This is a genomic window from Bacillus bingmayongensis (genome assembly GCF_000299035.1).
GTDB classification, from domain to species: domain Bacteria; phylum Bacillota; class Bacilli; order Bacillales; family Bacillaceae_G; genus Bacillus_A; species Bacillus_A bingmayongensis.
Map to the genome: position 1 here is coordinate 242 of NZ_JH921520.1, position 14,072 is coordinate 14,313.

Below are 14,072 nucleotides of genomic sequence, written 5' to 3' on the forward strand. Positions count from 1 at the left end.
GGAGGATTAGCTCAGCTGGGAGAGCACCTGCCTTACAAGCAGGGGGTCGGCGGTTCGATCCCGTCATCCTCCACCATTTATGCCGGCTTAGCTCAATTGGTAGAGCAACTGACTTGTAATCAGTAGGTTGGGGGTTCAAGTCCTCTAGCCGGCACCAGTAACTATGGCGATTGTGGCGAAGTGGTTAACGCACCGGATTGTGGCTCCGGCATTCGTGGGTTCGATTCCCATCAGTCGCCCCATTTTTAAAATAATATGCGGGTGTGGCGGAATTGGCAGACGCACCAGACTTAGGATCTGGCGCCTTTGGCGTGGGGGTTCGACTCCCTTCACCCGCACTTTTAATAAAATATCTCATACATGTCATGCGGAAGTAGTTCAGTGGTAGAATACAACCTTGCCAAGGTTGGGGTCGCGGGTTCGAATCCCGTCTTCCGCTCCAATTTTCAATATGACATGCCGGGGTGGCGGAACAGGCAGACGCACAGGACTTAAAATCCTGCGGTGGGTGACCACCGTGCGGGTTCGACCCCCGCCCTCGGCACCATATGCGCCCGTAGCTCAATTGGATAGAGCGTTTGACTACGGATCAAAAGGTTAGGGGTTCGAGTCCTCTCGGGCGCGCTTTTATTAACGGGAAGTGGCTCAGCTTGGTAGAGCACCTGGTTTGGGACCAGGGGGTCGCAGGTTCAAATCCTGTCTTCCCGATATCTTTAAACATGGGGCCTTAGCTCAGCTGGGAGAGCGCCTGCCTTGCACGCAGGAGGTCAGCGGTTCGATCCCGCTAGGCTCCACTTATAACTTTATTATGGCGGTGTAGCTCAGCTGGCTAGAGCGTACGGTTCATACCCGTGAGGTCGGGGGTTCGATCCCCTCCGCCGCTACCATAAAGGACCTTTAGCTCAGCTGGTTAGAGCAGACGGCTCATAACCGTCCGGTCGTAGGTTCGAGTCCTACAAGGTCCACCATTTAAAGTAAATATCTCGGAGGTATACCCAAGTCTGGCTGAAGGGATCGGTCTTGAAAACCGACAGGCGGCGAGAGTCGCGCGGGGGTTCGAATCCCTCTACCTCCTCCATTTTTTAAAAAGAATATTATACCGTCGCGGGGTGGAGCAGTCTGGTAGCTCGTCGGGCTCATAACCCGAAGGTCGCAGGTTCAAATCCTGTCCCCGCAACCAAATGGTCCCGTGGTGTAGTGGTTAACATGCCTGCCTGTCACGCAGGAGATCGCCGGTTCGACCCCGGTCGGGACCGCCATTTATTTCTGGCTCGGTAGCTCAGTCGGTAGAGCAGAGGACTGAAAATCCTCGTGTCGGCGGTTCGATTCCGTCCCGAGCCACCATTTTGAAATAGCAAGCCGGCTTAGCTCAATTGGTAGAGCAACTGACTTGTAATCAGTAGGTTGGGGGTTCAAGTCCTCTAGCCGGCACCACTTTCAAAATGAGCCATTAGCTCAGTTGGTAGAGCATCTGACTTTTAATCAGAGGGTCGAAGGTTCGAGTCCTTCATGGCTCACCATTTTAATTTTATGCGGGTGTAGTTTAGTGGTAAAACAAGAGCCTTCCAAGCTCTGGTCGAGAGTTCGATTCTCTTCACCCGCTTTTTCCATTGGGGGCCTATAGCTCAGCTGGTTAGAGCGCACGCCTGATAAGCGTGAGGTCGATGGTTCGAGTCCATTTAGGCCCACCATTATTCCGCAGTAGCTCAGTGGTAGAGCTATCGGCTGTTAACCGATCGGTCGTAGGTTCGAGTCCTACCTGCGGAGCCATATTATATAGAGAAGTACCCAAGTGGCTCAAGGGGCTCCCCTGCTAAGGGAGTAGATCGCTAACGCGGTGCGAGGGTTCGAATCCCTTCTTCTCTGCCAGAAATTGGCCCGTTGGTCAAGTGGTTAAGACACCGCCCTTTCACGGCGGTAACACGGGTTCGAATCCCGTACGGGTCATACTAAAAGAGATAGCATAATCTGCTATCTCTTTTTTATTTATTATAAGGATTTTCTTTAAACTAAAGCAGACTTTGATAGGTCTGCTTTTTTGTAAGAATTTATACAAGTTGTAGTCCTTGCTTTCTATGGATAAAAACTATCAAATAGTATTATATCAGTGATATTTAAGAGCTTGCATAAGATTAAGAATCGTTCCTCTCGTAACAGAAAGAATTATAACAAATTATATATTTTTATATTGAAACACGCTATAGAATGGAGTGATCGTATGGATTTTGAAACTTTGTATCGAACGTATCAGCCTTTAGTTTACTCTGTTGCATACCGCCTACTTGGCTCTGTTAGTGATGCGGAGGATGTTACTCAAGATATATTTATCAAAGGTCAACATATGGACCAGGAATCCGTTAGAAATATGAAAGCGTATTTAATTAAAATGACGACAAATCATTGTTTGAATATACTACAATCGGCTCGGAAAAAGAGAGAAGTGTATACAGGAGAATGGCTTCCTGAGCCGGAAATAGATACGATGAAACTAAATCCTATGGAAACTATCCTTCAAAACGAAAGAGTATCCTATGCATTTCTTGTACTGTTAGAGAATTTAACAGCTGTTGAAAGAGCCGTATTTGTTTTAAGGGAAGCGCTAAGTTACGATTATCGTGAAATAGCGGAAATTTTAAACAAATCAGAGGCAAATTGCCGAAAGATTTATAGTCGTTGTAAAGAGAAGATAAGGCATGAAGTACCCGTACATCCGCAACAGTCAAATCAGACAGAAAAGATGATACATACCTTTATCAAAGGCTCAGAAACAGGAAATTTTGAGGAATTTATTAATTTACTGACAGTAGATGCAAGACTTGTCACTGATGGAGGCGGTAAAGTGCGTGCTGCTATATTTCCGATTCTGGGCAAACAGCGTATCCAGATATTTCTGGAGGCTATTGCTTCACGAGGGTTCTTTCAATTAGAGCTTCTTCCAACTATTATAAATGGTCAATTTGGCATCTTAGCAAGGAATAAAGGCCATGCAGAGAAAGCCATATGTTTTGAGTGGGATGAAAGCGGGGAATCCATTAGAAGAATCTACATTATAGTCAATCCTGATAAATTAAAGCATATTCCAGTTCTATAGCATTTAATTGAAAAAGAGATCTTTATTTTAAGATCTCTTTTTTATTTTGTCACAAATTGAAAAGCTAATTTGTCTTATAAGTGACAGGGTATAAAAGGGATGCTATGTATGTTTTTGATTAGAACTTCTGTTATGAATTAAAATATTTTACAGCAGATAGTGATCATGAAGGCCCTTATTAAATATCCTGGTGCCAAAGTACAAACTAATTTTATTTTGTGGAGGGAGTATACGATGGAAACAAGATTTTTAATGGGAAAGGTAAATCCGGAAGGTTATAAGGCAATGGTAGGTTTAGAAAAATACTTGATGACTACAAGTATTGATGAAATATTGAAAGAGCTAATTAAAATCCGTGCTTCTCAAATCAATGGATGTGCGTATTGCATTGATCTTCATACGAAAGATGCACGAAAACTAGGGGAAACAGAGCAACGTATTTATGCTCTTAATGCTTGGCGTGAGACACCATTCTTTACGCAGGAAGAACGTGCTGTGCTTGCTTTGACAGAGGCAATTACACTAGTAGCGGAAACGCACGTTCCTGATGAGGTATATGAAGAAGTAAGGAAATTCTTTAAAGAAGAACAAATTGCTGAAATCATTATGCAGATTGTTGCTATTAATGCATGGAATCGAATTGGGGTATCTACTCGTTTAATGCCGGAAAAAAGATAAGATGGAGATGTGGCTAATATTTTGTAGAGGTACCCTTACACCATCAACAAGCTAAGAAAAAGGATGGTTCCAAAAACGAAAAATAAGTTATTCTTTCTGGAAATACTGCTGAAAGGATAGCTTTTTCGTTTTTGAGCATAAAGAAATTGTAATTGGAAGGATATAGAGCTATTGCAGATTATATAGGATTTAATCTTTAATAGGTAAACGATAAAATATAATGAAACAAGCTTTTCACAATCTAAAGAAAAGGCTTCCATTGTGATTGATTCCACACCTGTCACTATAGCTTTCTCCTATCTGTGAAAAAGTTCACAAATAGGTCATAATTTGTGAATGTATTCACAATGATTCATGCTACAATATGTGTGTAAGGAAGTTAAACAACATTAAATTAGTACTTTAATTAATTACTTAAATAATAATAAAAAATATATGTGAACAATAGAGAGGGGAAATTACCATGAAAAAAGGTATCAATCGCGTAGTATTAGTAGGAACAGGAGCTGTAGGTTGTAGTTATGCTTACTCAATGATCAACCAAGGTGTAGCAGAAGAATTTGTACTTGTAGATGTAAACGAAGCAAAAGCAGAAGGAGAAGCAATGGACTTAAGCCATGCGGTACCATTTTCTCCATCACCAACAAAAGTATGGAGCGGTAGTTATGCAGATTGTAAAGATGCAGATTTAGTTGTTATTACTGCTGGATTACCACAAAAGCCAGGTGAAACTCGTTTAGATTTAGTTGAGAAAAATACAAAAATCTTTAAGCAAATCGTTCGCGGTATTATGGATAACGGATTTGATGGTATTTTCCTAATCGCAACTAACCCAGTTGATATTTTAACTTATGTAACTTGGAAAGAATCTGGATTACCGAAAGAACGTGTAATCGGTTCAGGTACAACTTTAGACTCTGCTCGTTTCCGCTATATGTTAGGTGACTACTTAGATGTAGATCCACGCAACGTTCATGCATACATCGTTGGTGAACATGGTGATACTGAACTTCCGGTATGGAGCCACGCTACTGTAGGTGTACAAAAGCTAGAAACAATTTTAGCGAACAATGAACAGTATAACCAAGATGATTTAGATAAAATCTTTGAAAATGTACGTGACGCTGCTTACCATATCATCGAGCGTAAAGGTGCAACTTACTACGGTATCGGTATGTCACTACTACGTGTAACTAAAGCGATCTTAAACAACGAGAACAGTGTATTAACTGTATCTGCATACCTTGAAGGTCAATATGGCGAGAAAGATGCTTATGTAGGTGTTCCAGCTGTTATTAACCGCGAGGGTGTACGTGAAATCGTTGAACTTGAATTAAATGAAGAAGAAAAAGCGAAATTCGCTCACTCTGTAAAAGTATTAAAAGAAACAATGGCACCAGTACTATAAGATAAATGATTCAGAAGCGGGAAACTGCTTCCCACTTCTGAATCTTTATATATAATTTTATATAAATTCCTTTTCCAGTTTCCATATATCCCCCAAGTATACCTCTTTTTCTGGGAAAGGGTTGTTTATAGAAAAAAGCACTCTATTTAAAATAGAGTGCTTTTTTATTATATTATTACAAGTAAAATAATTATATAAGAATAAAACGCTTTCAATGAATATTCGTCAAAATTCGATATATTTTATCAGAAATTAAAATATTTCCTTTAATTTCCACGAAAAAACGTATATTTATTTAAAAATACACAAGGATATTTCAGTTTTTTAACGAATGTTTAAAAAGTAATAAAAATTCTGTCATCTTGGTGAGGTGAACATATTGAGTGTAACAAATTGTATAGAAGAGAGTGTGTATGAGTTTCATACAAAGAAGTGTTATGAGAGCTATAACATATTTGGCGCGCATCTTGTAGTAGAGGATGAAATACAAGGCGTACGATTTACAGTATGGGCTCCTCATGCGAAAGTGCTGAGTGTAGTTGGAGATTTTAACGATTGGGATGTTGAAGGGCATCGGATGATACAAATGACAGAAAAGGGTATTTGGTCATTGTTTATACCACATTTGGAGGAAAATGAAATATACAAATATGCGATTGAAACCAAAGGTGGCGAAACAATTTTAAAAGCAGATCCTTATGCAAATTATGCAGAAGTAAGACCAAATACGGCATCTGTTATTTTTGATATAAGGGGATACGAATGGAGCGATAAAAATTGGTTCCGTAAGAAAAAGCGAAAATCAATTTATAAGGAAGCAATGGCAGTTTATGAGTTGCATTTCGGTTCATGGAAAAAGAAAGAAGATGGTTCTCTGTACTCGTATCGAGAAATGGCAGAGGAGCTTATTCCTTATGTGGCGGAACATCAATTTACTCATATTGAAATTATGCCGCTTGTTGAACATCCGTATGATCGATCTTGGGGATATCAAGGTACTGGATATTATGCGGTGACAAGTCGGTTTGGTACACCTCATGATTTTATGTATTTTGTCGATGAATGTCATAAATATGGAATCGGTGTCATTTTAGATTGGGTGCCAGGGCATTTTTGTAAGGATGCTCATGGTTTGTACTTATTTGATGGGGCACCCACCTATGAATATAAAGATTTGGATGTGCAAGAAAATCGTGTTTGGGGAACAGTAAATTTTGATTTAGGAAAACAGGAAGTACGAAATTTTTTAATTTCAAATGCATTGTTTTGGATGAAATATTACCATATTGACGGCTTTCGCGTCGATGCGGTTGCAAATATGTTGTATTGGGAAAAGGAAGGGAAAGAGCAAAGTAATGAATATGCGGTTTCCTTTTTACGAGAGTTAAATGAGGCAGTATTTGCAGAGGATGAAGAATTCCTGATGACTGCAGAAGATTCGACAGCTTGGCCACTTGTGACCGCTCCAACTTATGAAGGTGGACTAGGATTTAATTATAAGTGGAATATGGGCTGGATGAATGATGTGCTGAAATATATGGAGTGTGCACCGGAATACCGAAAATATATTCATGAGAAAATGACATTTTCTTTGTTATATGCTTACTCTGAAAATTTTATATTGCCACTTTCTCACGATGAAGTCGTTCACGGGAAAAAATCATTGTTAAATAAAATGCCGGGAGACTACTGGGAAAAGTTTGCGCAACTCCGTTTATTATACGGGTACTTCCTTACGCATCCAGGGAAGAAATTACTCTTTATGGGCGGGGAATTTGGTCAGTTTGATGAATGGAAAGATCTTGAGGATCTAGATTGGAATTTACATGATTTTGAAATGCATCGTTATATGCATGATTACTTTAAAGAGCTCATAGCATTGTATAAGCGTTCTAAACCACTTTGGCAGCTGGATCATTCGCAGGAAGGATTTCAGTGGATTGATGCCGATAATAAGGAACAAAGTATTTTCTCGTTTATCCGTAAAGGGGATAAGGAAGAAGATATCCTTGTCGTGGTATGTAATTTTACTAATATTGTGTATGAAAATTATAAAGTAGGTGTACCAGAGTTCACGTATTATAACGAGATTTTAAATAGTGATGATGCAATATACGGCGGATCGGGACAGGTAAATAAAAAACGGCTGAAGGCAATAATAGAGCCGTATCATAACCAGTCTGCTCATGTAGAAATAACAATTCCACCATTTGGTGTATCTATTTTACGGCCAGTGAAAACGAGAAAGGGGAGCAAAAAACAAGATGGTAAAAAAACAGAATTGCGTAGCAATGTTACTAGCAGGAGGAAAAGGTAGTCGTTTAAGTGCACTAACAAAAAATTTAGCAAAGCCAGCTGTTCCCTTTGGCGGTAAGTACCGAATCATTGATTTCACATTAAGTAATTGCTCGAATTCTGGTATTGAAACAGTGGGGATTTTAACGCAGTATCAACCATTAGAGCTTCATAATTACATTGGTATTGGGAATGCATGGGATTTAGATCGTGTCAACGGAGGGGTGACAGTTTTACCTCCTTATGCGGAATCTTCCGGAGTGAAATGGTATACAGGAACGGCGAGTGCGATTTATCAAAATTTAAACTTCTTACAGCAGTATGATCCAGAATATGTTCTGATTTTATCAGGAGATCATATTTATAAAATGGACTATAGTAAGATGCTAGACTACCATATTGAAAAAGAAGCAGATGTTTCGATTTCTGTTATTGAAGTACCGTGGGATGAAGCGAATCGCTTTGGCATTATGAACACGAATGAAGAGATGGAAGTTGTTGAATTTGAAGAAAAACCGCAGTTTCCGAAAAGTAATTTAGCTTCAATGGGAATTTATATTTTTAATTGGGCTATTTTAAAGGAATATTTAGAGATGGACGCACGAAATCCAGACTCTAGTAATGATTTTGGAAAAGATGTACTTCCACTTTTATTGGATGAAGGAAAGAAATTAATTGCTTATCCATTCCAAGGATATTGGAAAGATGTTGGAACAGTCAAAAGTTTATGGGAAGCAAATATGGATTTACTTCGTGATGAGTCTTTATTGCAGTTAAATGATCATGACTGGCGCGTTTATTCTGTCAATCCAAATGAGCCACCTCAGTTTATTTCTGAAGAGGCAAAAGTAGAAGAATCATTGATAAATGAGGGATGTGTTATTGAGGGAGAGGTTAAGCATTCCGTTTTATTCCAAGGTGTAACAGTAGGAGAAGGAAGTCAGGTAATTGATTCTGTTGTTATGCCAGGGGCTCGAATTGGAAAAAATGTTGTAATTGAAAAAGCGATTGTTGGCTCAGACATGGTAATTGAGGATAACACGGTTATTCGATCAGAAAAAAATGTAGATGATATCGTATTAATTGCAGAAGGAAAATAGACAAAGGGGATGAGATGAATGGGAGAATCAATGTTAGGAATTATTAATGCAACAGGGAGCTTTCCTTCCTTAAAGAAAGTAACAGGGCACCGTTCACTAGCTGCACTACCATTTGGAGGACGTTATCGTCTCATTGATTTCATGCTTTCTAATATGGTTAATTCTCATATTCATAGTGTAGCGATTTTTACGAGTCATAAAAATCGTTCCTTGATGGATCATCTCGGATCAGGAAAACAATGGGATTTAGATAGAAAACGCGACGGCTTATTTTTATTTCCTCCGAATTGCCAATGTGATCAAGATGAGTTTGGTTCCTTCGCTCATTTTAGAAGACATATTGACTATTTTATGCGTAGCAGACAAGAGTATGTTGTCATTACAAATAGTCACCTTGTTACAGCGATAAATTTTCAAGCAGTGTTAGAGAGACATATACATACGGAAGCAGATATTACGGAAGTGTGTCATGATGGGGTGTCGTTGCAAACTTATGTACTGAAGAAGCAATTACTAATAGACTTATTTGAAACGTATAAAGACATGGAACATTATAGTTTATTTGATGTAGTCAAAGAGAAACGAGGAGAGTCGCTGTATATTACTACATATGAACATATGGGATATGTAGCGGTAATCGATTCGATTGAAAGCTATTATAAACATAGTTTAGAAATTTTGCAGCCTGCTATTTGGAAGCAGTTATTTACGAAGGAAGCTCCGATTTTTACAAAAGTAAAGGATGAACCACCAACGCGCTATATGAAAGGCGCTGAGGTGAAAAACACAATGATTGCAAACGGTAGTATTATTACAGGACAAGTAGATAACAGTGTTATATTTCGTTCTGTTAAGGTTGGAAAAGGCTCTGTCATTCGAAATAGCATTATTATGCAAAAGAGCCAAATTGGAGATAATTGTATATTAGACGGTGTTATTATTGATAAAGATGTTAAGATTGAAGATGGCGTGGTTTTAACAGGAACACCTGATAATCCGCATGTTGTGGAAAAAGGTAGTGTCCAAAGTCAAAATATTACTAGTTATATTCTTAAAAGTTCTATGTAAGTAAAAACTGATAAAAAACATTCTTTTTCAGGTGGAAGAGAGCGTCCGCCCGTGTATAGAGGCGATTAGATCATCTTTTGATCTTCGTAGCAGCGACTTATATGTCGAAAAATCAAAATGGATTTATGTAGCCAGTGAAATCCTATCTAAATAGAGATTCACTGGCTCATCATGATATGAATTTAAAATCCGAAGGGAGGAAGCTGTAAGAAGGGCGGCTCAGAAGTACACGCTTTTCAGGCAGTGGCACAACACGTGAATATTTTATTTGCAGTATCAGAATGCGTACCGTTTATTAAATCAGGAGGCTTAGCAGATGTTGCGGGTGCACTTCCAAAAGAATTGAAAAAATTAGGGGTAAACGTCCGCATTATACTTCCAAACTACAGTCTTATTCCTAAGCATTTACGAGAAGCATGTACGCTTCATAAGGTAGTCAATGTTCAGCTCGGCTGGCGAAACCAATATTGCGGGATTTTAAAAGGGGAGCAAGACGGGATTACGTATTATTTAATCGACAATGAATATTATTTTAAAAGGGATTCTCTTTACGGCCATTATGATGATGGAGAACGTTTTTCTTTCTTTTCTAAAGCAGTGTTAGAGTGTATGCCGCACTTAGATTTTGAAGTGGATATCCTTCATAGTCATGATTGGCATACTGCGATGGCAAATTTTTTACTGCGTGAAAAGTATGGGGACAACCCATTATATCAACATATTAAAACTGTTTATACGATTCATAATTTGCAGTTCCAAGGTGTGTTTCCTCGTGAGGTTATGCATGATTTACTGGAGCTTGGTGATGAATATTTTGATAGTGAACAGCTTGAATTTTATGGGAACGTTAACTTTATGAAAGGCGGCATCATCGCTTCAAATCGCATTACAGCGGTTAGCCCAACATATAAAGAAGAGATTCAATATGAATTTTTTGGAGAAAAACTAGATGGTTTGTTGCGCAAATATAATGATAAGCTGATCGGGATTGTAAATGGTATTGATACGAGCGTATATAATCCGAAAACAGATGCGTATATTACTACGCAGTATGATGCTGAGTCGTTATGTGATAAGCAAGATAATAAACGTGCATTACAGCGTTACTTCGGTTTGCCAGAAAAAGAAGATACGCCAATTATTTCAATGGTAACGCGATTAACAAAGCAAAAAGGTCTCGACTTAGTACGTACTGTCTTTCATGAAATGATGGAAGACGATGTACAATGTATCATTTTAGGATCAGGGGATTCTGAGTATGAGCAATTTTTTGAATGGATGGCATATGAGTATCCAGAAAAAGTGAAAGTGTATATCGGCTTTAATGAAGAGTTAGCACATCAAGTATACGCAGGCAGCGATTTATTTTTAATGCCATCATTGTTTGAACCATGCGGACTCGGACAACTCATTGCACTAGCATATGGTGTAATCCCAATTGTAAGAGAAACGGGAGGATTGAACGATACAGTTCAGTCTTATAATGAGAAAACAGAGACTGGAAATGGCTTCAGTTTTAGAAATTTTAACGCTCATGACATGCTACATACGGTTCGTCGTGCGCTTGCGTATTACCATAATAAACCGGTATGGAATCAACTTGTAAAACAGGCAATGACAGAGGATTATAGCTGGAAAAAGTCGGCTCTTGCATACAAGGAACTGTATAAAAGTTTGCTGAAACACTCTTAGGTGGTGAAAAAAATGTTTACTCATGTTGAAAGCTTTAAAGCAGCTTTTTTAGAAAAACTAGAAACGATGTATGGAAAAAGTTTCAAAGATTCTACAAGTCGTGATCAGTATAATACACTTGGTCATATGGTACGTGAGTATATGAATCAGCACTGGATTGCAACAAATGAAAGGTACCGGGCAGGGAATCAAAAGCAAATGTATTACTTATCTATTGAGTTTTTACTTGGTCGTTTGCTCGGTAGTAACTTACTAAATCTAGGTATCCGTGATGTATGTAAACAGGGCCTTTCAGAGCTTGGAATTTCATTGAAAGAATTAGAAGAAAGTGAAGCGGATGCAGGGCTTGGCAACGGAGGACTTGGCCGCCTTGCAGCCTGTTTTCTTGATTCACTTGCATCGTTAAACCTTCCAGGACACGGATGTGGTATTCGTTATAAGCATGGTTTATTTGATCAGAAAATTGTCGATGGGTATCAGGTGGAGTTGCCTGAACAGTGGCTTCGTCATGAAAATGTATGGGAAGTAAGAAGGCATGATCAAGCAGTGGAAGTGAGTTACTTTGGACAAGTGGAAGCTGTGCAAATCAATGGCCGCTTAGAATTTCGCCATACTGACGCAGAAGTTGTTATGGCGGTTCCGTATGATGTTCCGGTTGTTGGGTATGAAACAAGCACTGTGAATACACTTCGACTTTGGAACGCAGAACCAGTTCCTTTTCCACAAAATTGCAAAGATATTTTAAAATATAAACGTGATACAGAAGTAGTATCAGAATTTTTATATCCTGATGATACACATGATGAAGGGAAAATATTACGTTTAAAACAGCAGTATTTTCTTGTATCGGCAAGCTTACAAAATATCGTTCGTTTGCATCGTGAGCGTAACGGGACGCTTCGAAATTTGCATGAAAAAATTGCGATTCATATTAATGATACACACCCAGTTCTGGCAATTCCAGAACTCATGCGTATTTTACTTGATGAAGAAAAGCTCTCTTGGGAAGAAGCATGGGATATTACGACTCAGACGATTTCTTATACGAATCATACGACATTATCAGAAGCACTGGAGAAGTGGCCGATTCATATCTTTAAACCGTTATTACCACGGATTTATATGATTATTGAAGAAATCAACGAACGTTTTTGTCATGAACTGTGGGAGCGGTATCCGTATGATTGGAAGCGAATTGAAGACATGGCGATCATTGCGCATGACCTTGTCAAAATGGCGCATTTAGCAATTGTCGGAAGTTATAGTGTAAATGGCGTCGCAAAAATTCATACGGAAATTTTAAAACAACGTGAAATGCGATTGTTTTATGAATTTTACCCAGATAAATTTAATAATAAGACAAATGGAATCGCGCATCGGCGCTGGCTTATGAAAGCAAATCCGCAGCTCACAAACCTCATTTCAGAAGCGATTGGAACGGAGTGGAAGAAGCAGCCCGAGAGGTTACAATTACTGCAAGATTATCGGTATGACACTGTTTTTCAAGATAAGTTGCAAGATGTAAAGCAAGAGCGTAAACATATTTTAGCAGAGCGGATTCATAATAAAATGGGGATTATCATTAATCCAAGTTCCATTTTTGATGTACAAGTGAAGCGATTGCACGCTTACAAAAGACAATTATTAAATGTGTTACATATTTTATATTTGTACAATCGTTTAAAAGAGGATTCAAGCTTTTCGTTTTATCCGCGCACGTTCATTTTTGGAGCGAAAGCATCGCCAGGATATTATTATGCAAAAAAAATTATTAAATTAATAAATGAGCTTGCTAGAAAGGTAAATGAGGATCCGTATGTAAGTCAATATATAAAAGTTATCTTTCTAGAAAACTATCGTGTTTCCTTAGCGGAAGATATTTTCCCAGCAGCAGATGTAAGTGAACAAATTTCTACAGCGAGTAAAGAAGCATCAGGAACAGGGAATATGAAGTTTATGATGAATGGTGCCATTACGCTTGGAACGCTGGATGGAGCCAATATTGAAATTAGAGAAAAAGTGGGAGATGAAGCCTGTTTTATCTTCGGCTTAACAGCGGAAGAAGTGCTTCATTATTATCAAAATGGTGGCTATCGTGCAAATGATTACTATCACCACAATATGCACATTAAAAAAATAGTGGATCAGTTAACAAATGGCTTTTTCCAAAATGCCGGAGCTGAATTTGAAGCGATTTACGATTCGCTTGTCATTCAAAACGATGAGTACTTTGTCCTCCGTGATTTTAGCCCATATGCAGAGCGCCAAGAAGATGTAGGAAGAGCATATGAAAACAGAAGAAAATGGCTAGAAATGTCGATCATCAATATTGCACAATCAGGGCACTTTGCGAGTGATCGTACAATTTTGGAGTATAGTAATGAGATTTGGGGTATTGGTGATAGGGTTAAGCTTTCGTGAGGTAAAGATATAAATTAAAGAGCTTGCTTTTTAGGTGGGAGAGAGGATCCAGCCATGGATAGAAGCGGTCAGATCCTTTTTTAGCCCCATGCCAAGTGAAGACAAAAGGAGAAAAAGAGTGGAGGGTACTGTGTTCCTTCATAGCAGCAACTTATATGCCTAAAAATCAAAATGAATATATAGGAATAATATAGAGTCCCTTGTGAAGATTTAGAGGGGCTTTTATTTATGGATTGGAGAATATAAAAATAAGTACGTTATATTTTAGTATTGGATTCTTTTTATTATGAAAAAAGTGGATAAAGTAATTATGAACCGA

The 14,072-nt window shown here is 38.7% G+C and carries 8 protein-coding genes and 22 tRNA genes; all 30 read left to right on the top strand.

Annotated elements, in window-relative coordinates; all coding sequences use genetic code 11:
* The 30 genes from Y7E_RS0123390 to Y7E_RS0123535 all read left to right on the top strand — a co-directional run bounded on the left by Y7E_RS0123390 (position 1) and on the right by Y7E_RS0123535 (position 13,753).
* A tRNA-Val gene (locus Y7E_RS0123390) sits at positions 1 to 76 on the top strand.
* A 5-nt stretch (positions 77 to 81) separates the two neighbouring features.
* Positions 82 to 157, top strand: a tRNA-Thr gene (locus Y7E_RS0123395).
* 9 nt (positions 158 to 166) lie between these two features.
* A tRNA-His gene (locus tag Y7E_RS0123400) sits at positions 167 to 242 on the top strand.
* A gap of 15 nt (positions 243 to 257) precedes the next feature.
* Positions 258 to 338 (top strand) — tRNA-Leu (locus Y7E_RS0123405).
* 29 nt (positions 339 to 367) lie between these two features.
* Positions 368 to 442: transfer RNA gene (locus tag Y7E_RS0123410), tRNA-Gly, on the top strand.
* Between the two features lie 16 nt (positions 443 to 458).
* Positions 459 to 547, top strand: a tRNA-Leu gene (locus Y7E_RS0123415).
* Positions 548 to 550: 3 nt separating this feature from the next.
* Positions 551 to 624 (top strand) — tRNA-Arg (locus Y7E_RS0123420).
* A gap of 10 nt (positions 625 to 634) precedes the next feature.
* Positions 635 to 708: transfer RNA gene (locus Y7E_RS0123425), tRNA-Pro, on the top strand.
* Between the two features lie 13 nt (positions 709 to 721).
* A tRNA-Ala gene (locus Y7E_RS0123430) sits at positions 722 to 794 on the top strand.
* 16 nt (positions 795 to 810) lie between these two features.
* A tRNA-Met gene (locus Y7E_RS0123435) sits at positions 811 to 887 on the top strand.
* Positions 888 to 891: 4 nt separating this feature from the next.
* Positions 892 to 968, top strand: a tRNA-Ile gene (locus Y7E_RS0123440).
* A gap of 17 nt (positions 969 to 985) precedes the next feature.
* Positions 986 to 1,078 (top strand) — tRNA-Ser (locus Y7E_RS0123445).
* Positions 1,079 to 1,103: 25 nt separating this feature from the next.
* Positions 1,104 to 1,180 (top strand) — tRNA-Met (locus Y7E_RS0123450).
* A gap of 3 nt (positions 1,181 to 1,183) precedes the next feature.
* Positions 1,184 to 1,259: transfer RNA gene (locus tag Y7E_RS0123455), tRNA-Asp, on the top strand.
* A gap of 9 nt (positions 1,260 to 1,268) precedes the next feature.
* Positions 1,269 to 1,344: transfer RNA gene (locus Y7E_RS0123460), tRNA-Phe, on the top strand.
* 14 nt (positions 1,345 to 1,358) lie between these two features.
* A tRNA-Thr gene (locus tag Y7E_RS0123465) sits at positions 1,359 to 1,434 on the top strand.
* Between the two features lie 10 nt (positions 1,435 to 1,444).
* Positions 1,445 to 1,520 (top strand) — tRNA-Lys (locus Y7E_RS0123470).
* Between the two features lie 12 nt (positions 1,521 to 1,532).
* A tRNA-Gly gene (locus Y7E_RS0123475) sits at positions 1,533 to 1,603 on the top strand.
* Between the two features lie 11 nt (positions 1,604 to 1,614).
* A tRNA-Ile gene (locus Y7E_RS0123480) sits at positions 1,615 to 1,691 on the top strand.
* Positions 1,692 to 1,695: 4 nt separating this feature from the next.
* Positions 1,696 to 1,770, top strand: a tRNA-Asn gene (locus Y7E_RS0123485).
* A gap of 8 nt (positions 1,771 to 1,778) precedes the next feature.
* Positions 1,779 to 1,869, top strand: a tRNA-Ser gene (locus Y7E_RS0123490).
* Between the two features lie 6 nt (positions 1,870 to 1,875).
* Positions 1,876 to 1,947: transfer RNA gene (locus Y7E_RS0123495), tRNA-Glu, on the top strand.
* 271 nt (positions 1,948 to 2,218) lie between these two features.
* A complete protein-coding gene (locus Y7E_RS0123500; protein ID WP_017153659.1) occupies positions 2,219 to 3,091 on the top strand; it encodes an RNA polymerase sigma-70 factor in 873 nt (290 codons plus the stop codon).
* Positions 3,092 to 3,325: 234 nt separating this feature from the next.
* Complete coding sequence (locus Y7E_RS0123505; RefSeq protein WP_017153660.1) at positions 3,326 to 3,769, top strand: carboxymuconolactone decarboxylase family protein; 444 nt, start codon at positions 3,326 to 3,328, stop codon at positions 3,767 to 3,769.
* A 463-nt stretch (positions 3,770 to 4,232) separates the two neighbouring features.
* A complete protein-coding gene (locus Y7E_RS0123510) occupies positions 4,233 to 5,177 on the top strand; it encodes an L-lactate dehydrogenase (protein WP_017153661.1) in 945 nt (314 codons plus the stop codon).
* 379 nt (positions 5,178 to 5,556) lie between these two features.
* On the top strand, positions 5,557 to 7,494 hold the full coding sequence (gene glgB, locus Y7E_RS0123515; RefSeq protein WP_017153662.1) for a 1,4-alpha-glucan branching protein GlgB: 1,938 nt from the start codon (positions 5,557 to 5,559) through the stop codon (positions 7,492 to 7,494).
* The gene (locus Y7E_RS0123520; protein ID WP_017153663.1) at positions 7,442 to 8,572 is read left to right on the top strand and encodes a glucose-1-phosphate adenylyltransferase; all 1,131 of its coding nucleotides are present in this window, start codon (positions 7,442 to 7,444) and stop codon (positions 8,570 to 8,572) included. The genes glgB and Y7E_RS0123520 overlap by 53 nt, the downstream gene beginning before the upstream one ends.
* 18 nt (positions 8,573 to 8,590) lie before the next feature.
* Positions 8,591 to 9,640, top strand: a complete 1,050-nt coding sequence (locus Y7E_RS0123525; protein WP_017153664.1) for a GlgC family sugar phosphate nucleotidyltransferase — start codon at positions 8,591 to 8,593, stop codon at positions 9,638 to 9,640.
* A 255-nt stretch (positions 9,641 to 9,895) separates the two neighbouring features.
* Positions 9,896 to 11,332 carry a glycogen synthase GlgA gene (gene glgA, locus Y7E_RS0123530; protein WP_026049328.1) on the top strand — a complete coding sequence of 479 codons (1,437 nt, stop codon included), beginning with the start codon at positions 9,896 to 9,898 and terminating at the stop codon, positions 11,330 to 11,332.
* A gap of 12 nt (positions 11,333 to 11,344) precedes the next feature.
* Positions 11,345 to 13,753 carry a glycogen/starch/alpha-glucan phosphorylase gene (locus Y7E_RS0123535; protein WP_017153666.1) on the top strand — a complete coding sequence of 803 codons (2,409 nt, stop codon included), beginning with the start codon at positions 11,345 to 11,347 and terminating at the stop codon, positions 13,751 to 13,753.
* Positions 13,754 to 14,072 lie beyond the last annotated feature (319 nt).